This is a genomic window from Streptomyces sp. NPDC018947, from assembly GCF_044390505.1.
Taxonomy (GTDB): domain Bacteria; phylum Actinomycetota; class Actinomycetes; order Streptomycetales; family Streptomycetaceae; genus Streptomyces.
In genome coordinates this window covers 514,405-531,335 of record NZ_JBIRZD010000001.1, presented here as the reverse complement: position 1 = coordinate 531,335, position 16,931 = coordinate 514,405, and the positions used below count along the sequence as shown (strand labels likewise).

The following is a 16,931-nucleotide window of genomic DNA, read 5'->3' as shown; positions in this document are numbered from 1 at the left end:
GTCGAGCGACCGCATCGTACAGAGCGCGCACGCGGCCCCTCACACGGGACCGGCGTCCGCCGACCGCCCGTCCACGCCGGTCACGCCGGGTGCGGGAACCTCGGAGACCTTGCTCGGCGACCGTGCCGCCACCCGGGCCAGATGCCGGTCGAACACCTCCCGCGCCTCGGGCGTCAGCATCCGCAGGGCCACCATCGCCGTGATCGCCACGTCGCACAGCTCCGCCTCGACGTCGTCCCAGGTGTGCGAGAGGCCCTTGCGGGGGTTCTGGCCGGTCGCGCCGATCACCGCCTCGGCGACCTCGCCGACCTCCTCCGACAGCTTCAGCACGCCCAGCAGGAGGCCCTCCCGGCCGCCGACGGGCTGGTCCGCCTCCAGCCTCTCCCACAGGGCGTCGACGGTGGTCCACAGGCCGGTGGGCGTGCCGCCGCGGTCGTCACTCATGCGCAGCAGCCTGCCACGGCCCCGTCCGGTACCCGGCCGCGACCGGAGGGCCGTACGGGGCCCGGAGTCACGCGGGGGTGTTCCGCTCCAGGCGGGCGCCCAGGGTGGCGGCGAACTCCTCGGCGCGGGCGAGCTGGATCCGGAGCCTGTCGACCTGCTCGGCGGCGGCCCGCTCGTAGATCCGTACGCGCTCCAGCAGGGCCTCGCGCTCGTCGGCGTCGAGCACGCCGTCCCCGTCGAGCCGGTCGGTGGCGTCCAGCAGGTCGCGCATCTGCTCCAGCGTGAAGCCGAGCGGCTTCATCCGGCGGACGACCATGAGCCGGGCGACGTCCCCCTCGGTGTAGAGGCGGAAACCGCCCTGGGAACGCGCCGAGGGGATGACCAGCCCGGTCTCCTCGTAGTGGCGGATGGTGCGCAGGGACAGCTCCGTCCGCGCGGCGACCTCGCCGATCTGCATGTGCCTGTCGTCCACGATCCCTACTCTAACGTTAAGGTAGAGTTCGGGCGACCAGGGCTGCCCACCGCCGCGCGCCCTTTCCCGTACGCCCCGGCCGTCCGAGGCGTGTTCCCGAGCACGACAGGTACGCATCCCGTGTCTTCCGCAGTGTCACCCGCCACGCGTCCGCGCGGCCTCAGGCCCGACTGGCTGACCGACCCGAGGGTGTGGCGCACCGAGGTCCTGGCCGGGCTGGTCGTCGCCCTCGCGCTGATCCCCGAGGCGATCTCGTTCTCGATCATCGCCGGTGTCGATCCGGCGGTCGGCCTGTTCAGCTCGTTCACCATGGCCGTGGTCATCTCGATGGTCGGCGGCCGCCGGGCGATGATCTCCGCCGCCACCGGCGCCGTCGCCCTGGTCATCGCTCCCCTGAACCGCGAGCACGGCCTCGGTCACCTGGTCGCCGCCGTCATCCTGGCCGGCGTCATCCAGGTCGTACTGGGCGCGCTGGGCGTGGCGAAGCTGATGCGGTTCGTGCCGCGCTCGGTGATGGTCGGCTTCGTCAACTCCCTGGCGGTCCTGATCTTCCTGGTCCAGGTTCCCGAGATGCGCGACGTGCCGTGGGCCGTGTACCCGCTCCTCGCCGGCGGGCTGGCGCTGCTGGTGCTGTTCCCGAAGGTCACCAGGGCGGTCCCGGCCCCGCTCGTGTCCATCGCCGTCCTCACCGCCCTCACGGTGGCGGCCGGGATCGCCGTGCCGACCGTCGGCGGCAAGGGCGCCCTGCCGTCGTCCCTGCCCGTCCCGGGCCTTCCCGACGTGCCGTTCACCCTGGACACGCTGACGACGGTCGCGCCCTACGCCTTCGCCATGGCGCTGGTCGGCCTGATGGAGTCCCTGATGACCGCCAAGCTGGTCGACGACATCACTGACACGCCCTCCTCCAAGACCCGTGAGTCCGTCGGCCAGGGCGTCGCCAACATCGTCACCGGCTTCTTCGGCGGCATGGGCGGCTGCGCGATGATCGGCCAGACGATGATCAACGTGAAGGTGTCCGGCGCCCGCACCCGGCTGTCCACGTTCCTCGCGGGCGTGTTCCTGATGGTGCTGTGCATCGCCTTCGGCCCGGTCGTCTCCGACATCCCCATGGCGGCCCTCGTCGCCGTCATGGTCATGGTGTCGTTCGCCACCTTCGACTGGCACTCCGTTGCCCTGCGCACCCTCAGGCGGATGCCGGCCGGTGAGATCGCCGTCATGGCCGTCACCGTGGTCGTGGTGGTCGCCACCCACAACCTCGCCATCGGCGTCGTCGTCGGCTCCCTGACCGCCCTGGTCGTCTTCGCCCGGCGGGTCGCCCACCTAGCCGAGGTCACCGCCGTCACCGACCCGGAGGGAGGCACCGTCGTCTACCGCGTCACGGGCGAGCTGTTCTTCGCCTCGTCCAACGACCTCGTCGGACGGTTCGACTACGCGGGCGATCCGGAGAACGTCGTCATCGACCTGTCCGCCGCCCACATCTGGGACGCCTCCTCCGTGGCGGCCCTGGACGCGGTCGCGGCGAAGTACGCCCAGCGCGGCAAGAGCGTCGAGATCACCGGCCTGAACGACCCGAGCGCCGACCTCCACGGCAGGCTCACCGGCGAACTCGCCGGAGGCCACTGACGCCGCGGGCGGCGCGTCAGTCGAACAGCGGTTCCTGCTCGCCCTCGGCCGCCCTCCGCACCCGCCTGTTCCGCGCCCCCACGACCAGCGTCGTGGCCGCGGCCGTCACCGCGAACGCCGCCGGGACCATCCAGCTCCGGTTGACCGCGTGGCCGAGGGCGTGGTCCAGGGAGAGGCGGCCGGGGCCGGTGACGGCGAGGCCCGCCGCGGTCAGGCCCAGCGAGGCCGCGTACTCGTAGCCGCCCTCCTGGGCGAAGAAGCCGCTCGGGGCGTGCACCGCGGCGGCGCCCGCCATCGCGCCGGCCGCCGCCGCGCCCGCGGCCGGGGTGGCCAGGCCCAGCGCCAGCAGGACGCCGCCGCCCGCCTCCGACAGGCCCGCCGCGGTCGCGCTGGCCCGTCCGGGCGTGTAGCCCATGGCCTCCATGGCCTGGCCGGTCCCCGCGATGCCCCCGCCGCCGAACCAGCCGAGCAGCTTCTGCGCCCCGTGCGCGGCCAGTACGCCGCCCGTCCCCAGACGCAGCAGCAGCAGTCCGATGTCGCGTCGGTCGTAGCAGGTCATGTCGGCTCCTTCGGCTGAGCGTGCGGTGGTGCCCCTCCCGGGTTCCCACCGTCGCACCGTCCGCACCCGCCCGGCCCGTCGCGGGTGCCGTTCGGGTGGCGGGGTGCCGGGGCCGGTGTGACGCTGACCGGCATGACGATTCAGACCACCCGACTCAGCGACCCGGCCGTCCGCGCCTTCGTCGCCGCCGTCAACGCCCACGACCGCGAGGCCTTCCTCGCGCTGCTCGCGCCGGACGCCACCATGGCCGACGACGGCGACGACCGGGACCTCGCCGAGTGGATCGACCAGGAGATCTTCTCCTCCAACGGCCACATGGAGGTCGACAACGAGTCGAACGGCGGGCGCGCCCTCATCGCCCGCTACCGCAACGACACCTGGGGCGAGATGCGCACCCGGTGGAGCTTCACCGTGGACGAGGACGGCAGGATCGCGCGTTTCGAGACCGGGCAGGCGTAGCGCCCGCGCCGTGCCGCGTGTGCGCGGCAGCCGTTCCGCCCATCGGTGCGCATCCCGCGGTCCCACGCGGGATCCACCCCCATCCGGTGGCCGGAACGGCTGCCGCCCTCCCCCCTTCGGTGTGGCTCGCGGAGGTCGCGGAAGGCCGACCCTCCGAGTGTGAAGCTTCGGTGAAGGAGAGTTGAGCATAAGTCCGCCACCCGCCGCAATGGTGCGGACTGACGAATTCCGTTTGTGTGGATCACCAAGTGCCCCGCGGACGCGGCCCGTTCAGCCCCGTCCCACGTACGGCATCGTCGTCGCCAGCACCGTCGCGAACTGCACGTTCGCCTCCAACGGCAGCTCCGCCATGTGCCGCACCGTGCGCGCCACGTCGGCGACGTCCATCACGGGCTCGGGCGCCACCTCCCCGTTGGCCTGGAGCGCGCCGGTCTGCATACCGGCCGTCATGTCGGTCGCCGCGTTGCCGATGTCGATCTGGCCGACCGCGATGCGATAGGGCCGCCCGTCCAGCGACAGCGCCTTGGTCAGGCCGGTGAGCGCGTGCTTGGTCGCCGTGTACGCCACCGAGTGCGGACGCGGCGTGTGCGCCGAGATCGAGCCGTTGTTGATGATCCGTCCGCCCTGCGGATCCTGCTCCTTCATCTGCCGGTACGCCGCCCGCGCGCACAGGAACGCCCCGTTGAGGTTGGTGTCCACCACGTGCCGCCACGCGTCGTAGGACAGGTCCTCGACCGGCACGCCTCCCGGACCGAACGTCCCCGCGTTGTTGAACAGCAGGTCCAGCCGCCCGAAGCGGTCGCGCACGGCGGCGAACAGGGCGTCCACGTCCCCGGGCTGTGAGACGTCGGTGGCGACGGCGAGCGCGGTGCTTCCCGGCACGAGCGCCGCCGTCTCCTCCAGCGGCCCGGTGCGGCGGCCGGCCAGGGCCAGCGTCCAGCCTGCGCGCAGCAGTTCCACGGCGACCGCGCGGCCGATGCCGGAACCGGCCCCCGTGACCACTCCGATGCGCTGACTGCCGGTCATCTCGTACATCCCCTCGTCGGTGGTTCTCGCGGTGTTCACAAGGCGGCAGCGTACGCGTGGGGCCCCGTCCGGCGATCATGCGGAACTCATCCGTCCGCCACGGATGCGCCATGTCCGCGCCAAGCCGGCGTTGTCCCCGGCCATTCGAATGCCCCTTGCATCCATCGCAAGGGGAGGAACGGATGACACCCCCGAACCACCAGGCCGGCAACCGTCCCCGGCCCGCCCACGCCCCCGAACTGCGCGCCGCCGCCCGCGGTCTGGGCCGCCGCCGCTTCCTGACCGTCACCGGCGCCGCCGCCGCGCTCGCCTTCTCCGTCAACCTGCCGGCCGCCGGCACCGCGAGCGCCGCCGAACTCGACCCGGCGCAGCTCACCGGCGACCCCTTCACGCTCGGCGTCGCCTCCGGCGACCCGCTGCCCGGCTCCGTCCTGCTGTGGACGCGCCTGGCCCCCGCCCCGTACCAGGCCGACGGCGGACTGCCCGCCAGACGCGTGGACGTCGGCTGGGAGATCGCCCTCGACGAACGCTTCCGGCGCGTCGTCAGAAGGGGCACGGCCACCGCCCACCCCGAGTTCCACCACACCGTGCACGTCGAGGCCGGCCACCTCGCCCCCGGCCACGTCTACTACTACCGCTTCCGCGCCGGACGCTTCGTCAGCCCCGTCGGCCGCACCCGCACCGCGCCGCCCGTCGGCAGCCGGGGCGCGGACCTCACCTTCGGTGTGGTCTCCTGCCAGCGCTACGACCAGGGTTACTACACCGCCTACCGGCACCTCGCCGCGGAGGACGTGGACGTCGTCTTCCACCTCGGCGACTACCTCTACGAGTACGCCGTCAACTCCACCGGCGGCTCCCGCGCCCACCCCCCGGGCACCCTGCCGGACCACTTCGGCCACGAGACGGTGACCCTGGAGGACTACCGCCTGCGGTACGCCCTCTACAAGTCCGACCCCGACCTGCGGGCCGCGCACGCCGCGCACCCCTTCGTCGTCACCTGGGACGACCACGAGACCGAGAACAACTACGCGGGCGACACCCCCGAGAACAGCGTCCCGCCCGAGGAGTTCCTGCTGCGCCGGGCCGCCGCCTACCGGGCGTACTGGGAGAACATGCCGCTGCGCCGCCCCCAGTTGCCCGACGGGCCCGCCCTGCGGCTGCACCGCCGCCTGCACTGGGGCCGGCTGGCCCAGTTCGACGTGCTCGACACCCGCCAGTACCGCTCCGACCAGGCCTACGGCGACGGCTGGCAGTACCCCGGCCCCGAGTCCGAGGACCCGCGCCGCACCCTCACCGGCGACGCCCAGGAACGCTGGCTGATCGACGGCTGGCACCGCTCGGACGCCGTGTGGAACGTGGTGCCCCAGCAGGTCACCTTCTCCCGCCGGTACAACACCACCAGCACGCCGTCCAAGGTCTCCATGGACTCCTGGGACGGCTACCCGGCCTCCCGCGAACGCGTCCTCGCCGGCGCGCAGGCCGCCGGTGTCGAGAACCTGATGGTCCTCACCGGCGACGTGCACGTGCACTACGGCTTCGACATCAAGCGCGACTTCGCCGACCCCGACTCGCGGACCGTGGGCACGGAGATCGTCACGTCCTCGATCACCAGTGGCGGCAACGGCTCCGAGAAGCCGTCCAACTGGGCCACCTACCTGGCCGCCAACCCGCACATGAGGTTCTACAACGGGCTGCGCGGCTACACGACGGTGACGCTCGGCCGGGAGCTGGCGCGCGCCGACTTCAAGACGGTGTCCCACGTGACCACCGAGGGGGCGCCGCTCACCACCGCCGCCTCCTTCGTGACGGAGGCGGGGGAGCAGGGGCTCAAGCCGGCGTGACCTGACGGCCGGCGGCCACCTCGCCGGGCTCCTCGCCCGGGTAGCGGACGCCGACGCGGTCCCGGATCGCGTCGAGCGTCCGCATCACGGCGAGGGTGCCGTCCAGCGGGACCAGTGGCGACCCGCTCTCCCCGGCCCGCAGCGCGCGCATCACCTCGCGGGCCTCGTGCCTGAGGCTGGCCCGGGGACCGTCGGCCGGGTCGGCCAGGAACTCCTCCGGGGCCGCGCCCTCCCGGTGCAGCACGAAGCGGTCCGGGGAGAAGAAGCCGTCCGGGACGTCGATGCGGCCCCTGGAACCCGTCACGGAGGCGGAGTTGGGCGTGCCGCCGATGATGGAGCAGTGCACCGAGGCGAGAGCGCCGCTCTCGTAGGAGAGCAGTGCACCCGTCTGGAGATCGACGCCCTCGTCGGAGAGCACCGCTCGCGCCGTCACGTCCGACGGCTCACCGAGCAGCAACTGCGCGAACGACACCGGGTACACGCCCAGGTCCAGCAGCGCCCCGCCGCCCTGCGCCGGGTCCCGGAGCCGGTGCGCGGGAGGGAAGGGCCCCGCCAGCCCGAAGTCCGCCTGGACGCTGCGGACCTCGCCGATCGCGCCGTCCTCCACCAGGGCCCTCATCCGCCGCACCAGCGGATTGCAGTACATCCACATCGCCTCCATCAGGAAGCTCCCGCGTTCCCGCGCCAGCGCGACGAGCTCGCCCGCCTCGCGCGCGTTCAGCGTGAACGGCTTCTCGCACAGCACGTTGCGGCCCGCCGCGAGACACAGGCCGGCGGCGGCCCGGTGCGCCGCGTGCGGCGTGGCGACGTACACCACGTCGACGTCCTCGTCCCGGGCCAGCGACTCCCAGTCGCCGTAAGCCCGCGGTATCCCGAACCGCTCCGCGAACTCCTTCGCCGACGCCTTCGTCCGCGAGGCGACCGCCACGACCTCCGCGTCCGGCAGATCGACCAGATCCGCCGTGAACGTCGCCGCCATCGCGCCGGTCGACAGGATCCCCCAGCGCACCCGCTGTTCGGCCACGGTTGCCCCACCCTCGCTCGCGTCCAGACAAGTCCGTACGAGCTGAGAGCATAGGTGCGGGATCTGTCGAAGAGGGAGGGGCACATGCCCGAGCGCGGGCCGTCCATACCGCAGGCGTCACCGTCCGGCACACCGCAACCGAACACCGCGGACACCTCGCGGCCGGTCACCGAGGACATCCCGCGGCCGAGGACCGCGGACACCCCGGGGCCGAGCACCCCGGACCCCTCGCGCGGCACCCGCCGCACCGGACTGCTCGTCACACTCGTCCTCGGCGGTCTGACCGCCACCCCGCCGCTGGCGATGGACATGTACCTCCCCGCGCTGCCGGAGGTCACCGAGTCCCTGGGCGCACCCGCCGCGACCGTGCAGCTCACGCTCACCGCCTGCCTGGCCGGCATGGCCCTCGGCCAGCTCGTCGTCGGCCCGATGAGCGACAAGTGGGGCCGCCGCCGCCCGCTGCTGGCCGGCCTCGCCCTCTACGTCCTCGCCACCGCCCTGTGCGCGCTCGCGCCCACCGTCGAGACGCTCGTCGCCTTCCGGCTGGCGCAGGGCCTCGCGGGCGCCGCCGCGATCGTCATCGCCCGGGCCGTCGTCCGCGACCTGTACGACGGCGACGCCATGGCCCGCTTCTTCTCCACCCTCATGCTCATCTCCGGCGTCGCCCCGGTCGTCGCCCCCCTCATCGGCGGGCAGGTCCTGCGGGTGACGGACTGGCGGGGTGTGTTCGTCGTGCTCACCGTGCTCGGCGCGGCGCTGGGCGCCCTCGTGTGGGCGAGGCTGCCCGAGACGCTGCCGTCCGCGGAACGGCACGCCGGCGGAATCGGCGACACCCTCCGCTCGATGCGCGGCCTGCTCGTCGACCGGGCCTTCACCGGGTACATGCTCGCCGGAGGCTTCGCCTTCGCCGCGCTGTTCGCCTACATCTCCGCGTCCCCGTTCGTCGTCCAGGAGATCTACGGCGCCTCCCCGCAGACGTTCAGCCTGCTGTTCGGCCTCAACTCGGTGGGACTGGTCGTCGTCGGCCAGATCAACGGCAAGCTCCTCGTCGGCCGCGTCCGCCTCGACCGGGTGCTGGCCGTCGGCCTCCTCCTCGTCGTCGCCGCCGCGGCCGCCCTGCTGCTGATGACCCTCGGCGTCTTCGGCGAGGCCGGGCTCGGGCCCGTCGCCGCCGCGCTGTTCGTGCTGATGTCCGCGATGGGCCTCAGCCTGCCCAACACCCAGGCCCTCGCGCTGATGCGGGTGAAGCACTCCGCCGGGTCCGCGTCCGCGCTGCTCGGCACGTCCTCCTTCCTGATCGGCGCCGTCGCCTCCCCCCTCGTCGGGATCGCGGGGAAGGACACCGCCTGGCCGATGGCGGTCGTCCAGCTCACCGCGGCCACGGTGGCCCTGGTCTGCTTCCTGGCCATGTGCCGCCCGGCGGCCGGCCGGACGACCGCGGAGGAGGCGGAGAACTGAGCACCCCGAGACTGCGCCGCGACACCCCCGAACGGGCCGGGCTCGACCCCGCGCAGCTCGCCCGTGCCGTCGCGGACACGCACGCCCTCACCGCCGGTGAACACCCCTGGGCGGCCGGCGCCGTCGTGGCCGTGGGGCGCGGAGCCGTGCTCGCCGTCGAGGAGGCGGCGGGCTGGGCCGTGCGGTACGCGTCCTGCGACCCGCGCACCGGCACCGGGGTGGAGCTGCCCGCCGGGGACCGGGTCCCGGCCACCGTGGGCACGCCCTTCGACCTGGCGTCCCTGACCAAGCTGTTCACCGCGGTCGCCGCCGTGCAGCAGATCGAGCGGGGCACCCTCGGCATCGACGCGGAGGTCGGCGCGTACCTGCCCGACTTCCGCGGCGCCGCAGCGCACCGCGTCACCGTGCGGCACCTGCTCACCCACACCTCCGGGCTGCGTCCCGAACTCCCCCTGTACGACCGGCCCGGCCGCGAGGAACGCCTCGCGCTGCTGCGCGCGGAGCAGCCGTCGGGCCCGGCCGGCGCGTACCGCTACTCCGACCTGAACATGCTGCTCCTCCAGCAGGTCCTGGAACGCGTCACGGGCCGCACCCTCGACGTCCTCGTGCGCGACGGGATCACCCGTCCGCTCGGCATGACCGCGACCCGCTTCGGGCCGTGCCCGGACGCGGCCGCGACGGAGGACCAGCGCCGGCCCTGGGCCAAGGCGGACCGGGGGATGGTGCGGGGCGTCGTCCACGACGAGAACGCCTGGGCGCTGGGCGGGGTGGCCGGTCACGCGGGACTGTTCTCCACCGCCCGGGACCTCGCCGTCTTCTGCCGCGCGCTGCTCGCGGGCGGCTCGTACGGGCCGGCGCGCATCCTCGGCCCGGACTTCGTGGAACTGCTCCTGGCCGAGCCGGGGCTCGGCTTCGCCCTGGACCAGCCGTGGTTCATGGGCGAGCTGGCGGGGCGCGGCGCGGCCGGGCACACCGGCTTCACGGGCACGATGCTGGTCCTGGACCGGGCGACGGACACCTTCGCGGTGCTCCTCGCCAACACCGTCCACCCCCGCCGCCGTCCCCCGGACAACGGGCCCCGCGCGACGCTGTGCACCCGGCTGGCACGGGCGGTACGGGCGGCGCCCGGAGCGGGGTGAGCGCCGCTCACGCCCGTGAGCGGCGTTCTCGGTGCCCTGGCGACCCCCGTAGAATCCCGGGGTGAACGCCCCCGCCGCCCCCGCCGACATCCTCCGTGCCACCCTCGCCGAGCTGGTCGACGGGCTGCCGCCCCGGCAGGCCGGGCCGGCCGTGGAGCGGCTGATCTCCCACTACCGCGGGGCCACCCCGACCGGCGCCCCGATCCTGCGGGACCGCGCGGACGTCGTCGCCTACGCCGCGTACCGGATGCCGGCGACCTTCGCCGCGGTGCGCTCGGCGCTGGCCGCGTTCGCGGCCGCCGTGCCCGGGTGGGAGCCCGCGAGCCATGTGGACCTCGGCGGCGGGACGGGCGCCGCGACCTGGGCCGTCAGTGACACCTGGGGCGGCAGGCGCCCGGTGACCGTGGTCGACTGGGCCGAGCCCGCGCTCGCGCTCGGCCGGGAGATCGCCGCCGCAAGCCCCGGCCTGAGCGACGTGCGCTGGCAGCGCTCACGGATCGGAGCGGCGCTCACCGTCGAGAGCACTGATCTCGTCACCGTCTCCTACGTGCTCAACGAGCTGACCGGGACCGACCGCGCCGCCCTCGTCGACGCCGCCGCCGGCGCGGCACGGGCCGTCGTGATCGTCGAGGCCGGCACCCCCGACGGCTACGCCCGCGTCATCGAGGCCCGGCGGCGGCTGACCGACGCCGGATTCCACATCGCCGCCCCCTGCCCGCACAGCGCCGCCTGCCCCATCGCGCCCGGCACCGACTGGTGCCACTTCTCCGCCCGCGTCAGCCGCTCCTCCCTGCACCGGCAGGTCAAGGGCGGCTCCCTCGCCTACGAGGACGAGAAGTTCAGCTACGTCGCCGCCACCCGCCTGCCCGTCGCCCCCGCGCCCTCCCGCGTGATCCGGCGTCCGCAGATCCGCAAGGGCCAGGTCCTGCTCGACCTGTGCGAGAGCGACGAGCGGATCCGCCGCCGGACGGTCACCAAGCGCCACGGCGACCGGTACCGGGCGGCCCGCGACGCCGACTGGGGCGACCCCTGGCCCCCGGCGGCGGAGGACTGAGCCCGCACGGCGCCTCGTCCCGGCGCCCCCGCCCAGGAGGCGAGACGCGACGTCTTGTCGGTCTGGTACGTTCACGCCATGGCCGTCCAGAAACCGACACGGAACCCGACCCCGCCGCCCGGAAAGCCCCACCCCGACGTCAGCCGCCGCAGCGCCCGCTCCCGCCGGGCCATCTACGAGGCGGCCCTCGCGCTCGTCGCCGAGGCCGGCTACCCCCGGACGACCATCGAGGGCATCGCCGCCCGCGCCGGAGTCGGCAAGCAGACCATCTACCGCTGGTGGAACTCGAAGGCCGACGTCCTGCTGGAGGCCTTCCTCGACCTCGGCGAACAGGCCGCGCAGGCGGCGGGGCAGGAGCCGTACACCATCCCGGACACCGGCGACCTCGCCGCCGACCTCAAGGCCGTCCTGCGCGCCACCGTCGACGAGCTGAAGGACCCGAGGTTCGAGGCGCCCTCCCGGGCACTCGCCGCGGAGGGCGTCGTCAACGAGCAGCTCGGCCGGGAGTTCGTGGCCAAGCTCCTCGAACCGTCCCTGCGGCTCTACGTCGACCGGCTGCGCGCCGCCCAGGACGCCGGCCAGATCCGGCCGGACATCGACCCGCGCATCGCCCTGGAGCTCTTCGTCTCCCCGCTCGCCCAACGCTGGCTCCAGCGCACGGCCCCGTTCTCCCACGAGTACACCGACACGCTCGTGGACTACGCGCTGTACGGCCTGCTTCCTCGCTGACCAGGGAAGTTTGTCCCTTCCCGACCCCGAAGCGCGGAATGGTGGGACCATGGGGCATGCTGTTGCGCACGACGGCGAGGCGAGGGGATAGATGAGCGCGGACTTCGGCGGCCGGACGGGCCTGCGGGACAAACTCTCCCAGTGGCTGCGTGGAGGCCGCCCGAAGGAAGCCGCCGGAGACGGCGGCAGGGAGAACCTGCTGCTCGCCGCCGCCGGCGCGGGACTGCCCCTGGCGCCCGCCGCGCACCCGGTCGGCTACCGGTGCTCCTGCGACCGCGTCGGCTGTCCCACCCCCGCCCGGCACCCGGTGTCCTTCGCCTGGCAGACCCAGTCCACCACCGACCGGGCACAGGTCGAGCGCTGGGCCCGGCACCAGCCGCAGGCCAACTTCATCACCGCGACCGGCATGGTGCACGACGTCCTCGACGTGCCCCTGGAGGCCGGCCGGGAGACGCTGCGGCGGCTGCTCGACGCGGGCGTCGAAGTCGGGCCCGTCGCCGAGAGCGACGACGGCCGCATGCTCTTCTTCACCCTCACCCGCGGCACGCCCGAGGAAGAGGACGAGTGGTGGCCCTGCGAGCTGGACTGCCACCCCGAGACGATGGACGAACACCCCGGCCTGCGCTGGCACTGCCGCGGCTCCTACGTGCTCGTCCCGCCCGCCCGGCTGCCCGGCGAGCACCAGACGGTGCACTGGGTGCGCGGCCCCGAGCACCCGCTGCCCGACCCGCTGACCCTGCTGGAGACCCTCACCGACGCCTGCGCCCGGCACGCCGGCGAGGAGTCCGACCCCGCCGGCACGGCCTGGCCCCTGCGCCACTGAGCGCGCACGGCCCGCGGCGGCGCTACTCGCCCTTCGCCGACGTCATCCCCTGGACCCGGCCCAGCACGGACACCTGACCGCTTCCCGCCGGGTCCAGGGCGATCTGGTTCGAGACGAACTCCATCGTCAGCGACTGCTTGATCTCGCCGTCCGTCAGTGCCAGCACGTCCTTGTTGGGGGTGGGCACCGAGGCGCCCTGCGCGGCCGTCTGCTTCTCGAAGTGGCGGGTCGTGAAGAACACCATCGCGCCGCCGTCCTTCGTCCGCAGCGCCAGCGGGGCGTAGTCGCGGTCGGTCAGCGGCTCGTCGATGTACTGGGTGACCAGGCCGGGCCTGACCGCCCGCTTCTCGCGCGACGTCCGCAAGGAGCTGGTGTACCGGCCGTCCGCGAAGCCCTTCCCGCCCTTCTCGAGATACGCCGTGTAGTCGTCGCTCAGGCTCGCGGGTGCGACGGCCAGGTCCGTGGAGTTGGCGGGGACGGCCTCGGCCCAGCCGTCCTCGTCGGTCTTGAACTCGGGGACGTCGTCGGGGGCGACCAGCGTCAGGTACGCCACCTGCCAGGTCTCCTCCAGGCCGTGGCGGGTGAACACCAGCAGCCAGCGCGTTTCGCCGCCCTTGTTGGCCCGGGTGTCCGCGACGAACCAGCGCGGCCAGCCCGCCTTCTTCGGGATCGTGAACTCGGCGTCCGTCAGCTCCAGCGGCACGTGCTTCGGGTTGCCCCCGGGATGGTTGGCCCGGCCCGCCTTCAGCCGCGCCGCGTCGATGGCGGCGAGGGCGCCGGTCGTGTACGCGGCGTCCAGGGAACCGTCGTACGCCTTGTCGGCCTTGTTGTACGCGTCGGTGAACGCGGCGAGCGCCTTCTCGGCCTCGGCCCGGGTGGTCGCCGGGAGCACCTCGCGCTCGCCGTGCACCACCACGCAGCCGCTCGCCGTCAACGACAAAGCGGTCAGCGAGGCCGCCATCAGTGCGCTCCGGTCAAGCCCGCGTGGCCTTCGAGGGCCGTGATCCCTGCTCATCAGGTCCCTTCACCTTCCCCTTCCCGGAGGCGAACCCTACCGGGGCGAGGAACAGCGCGAGCGCGGGGACCAGGTACAGCAGCCACACCGTGACCTGGAGGACGGTCGGGTCGGGCTGGAAGTTGAACACGCCCTTGAGCAGGGTGCCGTACCAGCTCGCGGGGTCGATGGTGGAGCTGATGTCGAAGGCCAGGTTCGTCAGGCCCGGCAGCAGGTCGGCCTCCTGCAGGTCGTGCACCCCGTACGCCAGCACGCCCGCGGCCACGACGACCAGCATGCCGCCGGTCCAGGTGAAGAACTTCGCCAGGTTGATGCGCAGCGCGCCCTTGTAGAACAGCCAGCCGAGCAGCACGGCCGTGGCGAGACCGAGCGCCACGCCGATCAGCGGGCGAGGGGTGCCGTCGCTCGCCGCGTGCACCGACGCCCAGACGAACAGGGCCGTTTCGAGGCCCTCGCGGCCCACCGCGAGGAACGCGGTCGCCACCAGCGCGCCCGTGCCCATCTTCAGGGCGGCGTCCAGCTTGCCGTGCAGCTCCGACTTCAGGTGGCGGGCGGTGCGCCGCATCCAGAAGACCATCCACGTCACCAGGACCACCGCGACGATCGACAGCGAGCCGCCGAGCGCCTCCTGCGCCTTGAACGTCAGCTCCTGCGAGCCGAACTCGAGGACGCAGCCGAAAGCGAGCGCGATGGCGACCGCGACGCCGATGCCGGCCCAGATGGGCTTCAGGGCGTCCCGGCGGCCGGTCTTGACCAGGTAGGCGATGAGGATGCAGACGACGAGCGAGGCCTCGAGGCCCTCCCGCAGTCCGATCAGGTAGTTGGAGAACACGGTTACGCCTCCTTGGCGAACAGCGTGCTGCCCCACCAGTCGTCCGCGTCGCGGACGCCGGGCGGGACCGCGAAGACCGCCGAACCCACGTGCTGGATGTATTCGTTGAGCGCGTCCGTCGCCAGATTGCGCTGGACGCGGATGAAGCCTTCGCGCACGTCGCGCTGGTAGGCGAGGAAGAACAGGCCGGCGTCCAGGCGGCCCAGGCCGTCGGTGCCGTCGGTGAAGGAGTAGCCGCGTCGCAGGATCGTCGCCCCGCCGTTGGCGTCGGGGTGGGCGAGCCGCACGTGCGCGTCCGGCTTCATCGCCTTCAGGAACGGCTCGTCGTGCTCCTTGGCCTTGCCGACCGGGGCGCCCTCGCCCTTGTCGCGGCCGAAGACGTCCTCCTGCTCCTGGAGGGAGGTGCGGTCCCAGGTCTCGATGTGCATGCGGATGCGGCGCGCGACCAGGTACGAGCCGCCGGTCATCCAGGCGGGCCCGTCCTTCTCGCCGACCCACACGTGCCGGTCGAGGCGGTCGGTCTCGGTGCCCGAGATGTTGCGGGTGCCGTCCTTGAATCCGAACAGGTTGCGCGGCGTCTGCGCGTCGGGTGTCGTCGAGGACGTCTTGCCGAAGCCGAGCTGGGACCAGCGCACGACGACCTTGCCGAAGCCGATGCGGGCGAGCTGGCGGACGGCGTGCACGGCGACCTGCGGGTCGTCCGCGCAGGCCTGGACGCACAGGTCGCCGCCGCTGCGGTTCGCGTCGAGGTTGTCGCCGGGGAACTTCGGCAGGTCGACGAGCGCCTCCGGGCGGCGGCCGGAGAGCCCGAACTTCCCGAACAGGGACGGCCCGAAGCCGAGGGTGAGGGTGAGCCGCGAGGGGTCGAGGCCCAGTGCCTCGCCGGTGTCGTCCGGCGGGGCCTCGGCCAGTCCGCCGAAGGCGCCCTCGCCGACGGGCTGTCCGGCCGCCATCCTGCGGGCGGCGGCCGTCCAGTCCTTGAGCAGTTGGACGAACTCGGCGCGGTCGTCGGTGGTCACGTCGAACGCGGCGAAGTGCAGCCGGTCCTGCACCGGAGTGGCGATGCCCGCCTGGTGCGCGCCGTGGAAGGCGACCGCGCCGCCCGCCCCGGCGCCGGCCGGAGCGTCGTCGTCGCCCGCGCGGGCCACCGCCAGCGCCCCGCCGGCCGCCGCGGCACCGAGGGCGAGCCCCGCGCCGCCCCAGCCGAGCAGCGCCCGGCGGGAGGGGGCGGGAGCCGTGCCGTCCGTGTCCGTCATCGTCGTCTCCCGGTGTTACTTGCCGACCACGGCGGCGGCGAGCTTGGACAGCGGCTCCGCGAGCGCGTTGACCGCGTCCGACAGCTCCTTGCGGTCGCCGTCGCCGACCTTGTCGTAGGAGGTGAACTCGTACGAGGACGGGTTGGGCCGGTACCGGTCGAGCAGCTCGTCCAGGGCGGCGAACTGCTTGTCCAGCTCCTTGGCCAGCGCCGCGTCGTTCTCCTTCGCGACCGGCTTCAGCAGCTCGTACGACTTCTCGGCGCCCTCGACGTTGGCCTTGAAGTCGACCAGGTCGGTGTGCGAGTAGCGCTCCTCCTCACCGGTGACCTTGCCGGTGGCGACCTCGTCGAGGAGCTCCTTGGCGCCGTTGGCCATGGAGGTCGGGGTGATGTCGGCGGTGCCGACGCGCTTCTGCCAGTCCTTGAGGTCGGTGACCAGCGTGGCCGCGAGCTGCTTCTCGCGGTCGCCGATCTTCTTGTCCTGCCACAGCGCCTTCTCCAGGCGGTGCCAGCCGGTCCAGTCGGTCGCCGGGTCCTGGCCCTCCTCCAGGCCGTCCTCGCGGACGTCGACCTTGGGGTCGATGTCGCCGAAGGACTCCGCGACCGGCTCGGTGCGCTCCCAGCCGATGCGGGAGGGCGCGTACGCCTTCTTCGCGGCCTCCAGGTCACCGGCCCGGACGGCCGCGGCGAACGCCTCGGCCTTCGGCAGCGTCTCGTCGGCCTGCTGCTGCACGTACTGCCGGTAGGCGGCCACGGCCGCGTCCAGCCGCGGGTCGCGCGCGGCGGCCGTGCCGCCGGTGGCCTTGACGTCCTGGCGGATGCCCTTGCCCTTCATGCCGGGCTTGCAGGCGATCCGGTAGTCGCCGGCCTTCACCTCGGCGGTGACCCGCTGCTTGGTGCCGGGGCCGATGTTCTCCCGCTCGGTGACCACGCGGTCGTCGGGGAAGAGGAGGTAGACCTCCGTGACCTTGGACCCCTTGTTCTCGATGGCGAGTTCGACGTGCCCGGCGGGGAACTCCTTCGCCGACACCTCGCAGGAGTCGTCCGTCGCCGTGACGGAGACGACGTGGTCGCCGTCCTTCGCCGCGCTCTTCTCCGTGCATCCCGTGACGGCGGTCAGGGCCGCCGCGGTGGCGACAGCGGTGACGACGGAGAGTCTGGCGGCTCGCATGCGGGGC

Annotated in this window: 17 protein-coding genes; 8 read left to right on the top strand and 9 right to left on the bottom strand. The window is 73.3% G+C overall.

Going from position 1 to position 16,931, the window contains the following annotated elements:
- Positions 1 to 39: 39 nt before the first annotated feature.
- Complete coding sequence (locus ACH499_RS02405) at positions 40 to 444, bottom strand: MazG-like family protein (RefSeq protein WP_399013348.1); 405 nt, start codon at positions 442 to 444, stop codon at positions 40 to 42.
- Positions 445 to 511: 67 nt separating this feature from the next.
- Positions 512 to 916: a MerR family transcriptional regulator gene (locus ACH499_RS02400; RefSeq protein ID WP_399013346.1), complete on the bottom strand. Its 405-nt coding sequence runs from the start codon at positions 914 to 916 to the stop codon at positions 512 to 514.
- A 132-nt stretch (positions 917 to 1,048) separates the two neighbouring features.
- Here ACH499_RS02400 and ACH499_RS02395 point away from each other — a divergent pair, with 132 nt between their 5' ends.
- The gene (locus ACH499_RS02395; RefSeq protein WP_399013805.1) at positions 1,049 to 2,539 is read left to right on the top strand and encodes a SulP family inorganic anion transporter; all 1,491 of its coding nucleotides are present in this window, start codon (positions 1,049 to 1,051) and stop codon (positions 2,537 to 2,539) included.
- 16 nt (positions 2,540 to 2,555) lie between these two features.
- On the opposite strand, the gene ACH499_RS02390 is transcribed toward ACH499_RS02395, so the two are convergent.
- Positions 2,556 to 3,098: a DoxX family protein gene (locus tag ACH499_RS02390; RefSeq protein WP_356197214.1), complete on the bottom strand. Its 543-nt coding sequence runs from the start codon at positions 3,096 to 3,098 to the stop codon at positions 2,556 to 2,558.
- 132 nt (positions 3,099 to 3,230) lie between these two features.
- Between ACH499_RS02390 and ACH499_RS02385 the strand changes: the two genes are divergently transcribed.
- Positions 3,231 to 3,557, top strand: a complete 327-nt coding sequence (locus ACH499_RS02385; RefSeq protein ID WP_356197216.1) for a nuclear transport factor 2 family protein — start codon at positions 3,231 to 3,233, stop codon at positions 3,555 to 3,557.
- 270 nt (positions 3,558 to 3,827) lie between these two features.
- Here the strand turns inward: ACH499_RS02385 and ACH499_RS02380 are convergent, their stop codons facing one another.
- Entirely contained in the window at positions 3,828 to 4,592 is a 765-nt protein-coding gene (locus tag ACH499_RS02380) for an SDR family oxidoreductase (RefSeq protein WP_399013804.1), read from the bottom strand.
- A 173-nt stretch (positions 4,593 to 4,765) separates the two neighbouring features.
- On the opposite strand from ACH499_RS02380, the gene ACH499_RS02375 reads away from it, so the two are divergent.
- Positions 4,766 to 6,424 carry an alkaline phosphatase D family protein gene (locus ACH499_RS02375; protein ID WP_399013342.1) on the top strand — a complete coding sequence of 553 codons (1,659 nt, stop codon included), beginning with the start codon at positions 4,766 to 4,768 and terminating at the stop codon, positions 6,422 to 6,424.
- Here the strand turns inward: ACH499_RS02375 and ACH499_RS02370 are convergent.
- On the bottom strand, positions 6,411 to 7,448 hold the full coding sequence (locus ACH499_RS02370; RefSeq protein ID WP_399013340.1) for a Gfo/Idh/MocA family protein: 1,038 nt from the start codon (positions 7,446 to 7,448) through the stop codon (positions 6,411 to 6,413). The genes ACH499_RS02375 and ACH499_RS02370 overlap by 14 nt on opposite strands.
- 84 nt (positions 7,449 to 7,532) lie before the next feature.
- Here ACH499_RS02370 and ACH499_RS02365 point away from each other — a divergent pair, with 84 nt between their 5' ends.
- The 5 genes from ACH499_RS02365 (at position 7,533) to ACH499_RS02345 (ending at position 12,651) form a co-directional block, all read left to right on the top strand.
- Entirely contained in the window at positions 7,533 to 8,906 is a 1,374-nt protein-coding gene (locus ACH499_RS02365) for a multidrug effflux MFS transporter (RefSeq protein WP_399013339.1), read from the top strand.
- Complete coding sequence (locus ACH499_RS02360; protein WP_399013337.1) at positions 8,858 to 10,045, top strand: serine hydrolase domain-containing protein; 1,188 nt, start codon at positions 8,858 to 8,860, stop codon at positions 10,043 to 10,045. Before ACH499_RS02365 ends, ACH499_RS02360 begins: the two co-directional genes overlap by 49 nt.
- A 61-nt stretch (positions 10,046 to 10,106) precedes the next feature.
- Positions 10,107 to 11,099 carry a small ribosomal subunit Rsm22 family protein gene (locus tag ACH499_RS02355; RefSeq protein ID WP_399013335.1) on the top strand — a complete coding sequence of 331 codons (993 nt, stop codon included), beginning with the start codon at positions 10,107 to 10,109 and terminating at the stop codon, positions 11,097 to 11,099.
- A 78-nt stretch (positions 11,100 to 11,177) separates the two neighbouring features.
- A complete protein-coding gene (locus tag ACH499_RS02350) occupies positions 11,178 to 11,828 on the top strand; it encodes a TetR/AcrR family transcriptional regulator (protein ID WP_399013333.1) in 651 nt (216 codons plus the stop codon).
- 91 nt (positions 11,829 to 11,919) lie between these two features.
- Positions 11,920 to 12,651, top strand: coding sequence for a bifunctional DNA primase/polymerase (locus ACH499_RS02345; RefSeq protein ID WP_356197230.1), 732 nt, complete (start codon positions 11,920 to 11,922; stop codon positions 12,649 to 12,651).
- 22 nt (positions 12,652 to 12,673) lie between these two features.
- On the opposite strand, the gene ACH499_RS02340 is transcribed toward ACH499_RS02345, so the two are convergent.
- From ACH499_RS02340 to efeO, 4 genes are read right to left on the bottom strand one after another with little or no spacing between them, the layout of a single operon-like run.
- Positions 12,674 to 13,666, bottom strand: coding sequence for a hypothetical protein (locus ACH499_RS02340; protein WP_399013331.1), 993 nt, complete (start codon positions 13,664 to 13,666; stop codon positions 12,674 to 12,676).
- The gene (efeU, locus tag ACH499_RS02335) at positions 13,626 to 14,498 is read right to left on the bottom strand and encodes an iron uptake transporter permease EfeU (protein ID WP_356197234.1); all 873 of its coding nucleotides are present in this window, start codon (positions 14,496 to 14,498) and stop codon (positions 13,626 to 13,628) included. Before efeU ends, ACH499_RS02340 begins: the two co-directional genes overlap by 41 nt.
- Positions 14,499 to 14,500: 2 nt before the next feature.
- A complete protein-coding gene (gene efeB, locus ACH499_RS02330) occupies positions 14,501 to 15,754 on the bottom strand; it encodes an iron uptake transporter deferrochelatase/peroxidase subunit (protein WP_356197237.1) in 1,254 nt (417 codons plus the stop codon).
- Between the two features lie 15 nt (positions 15,755 to 15,769).
- Positions 15,770 to 16,924, bottom strand: coding sequence for an iron uptake system protein EfeO (gene efeO, locus ACH499_RS02325; RefSeq protein WP_399013328.1), 1,155 nt, complete (start codon positions 16,922 to 16,924; stop codon positions 15,770 to 15,772).
- Positions 16,925 to 16,931: the final 7 nt, after the last annotated feature.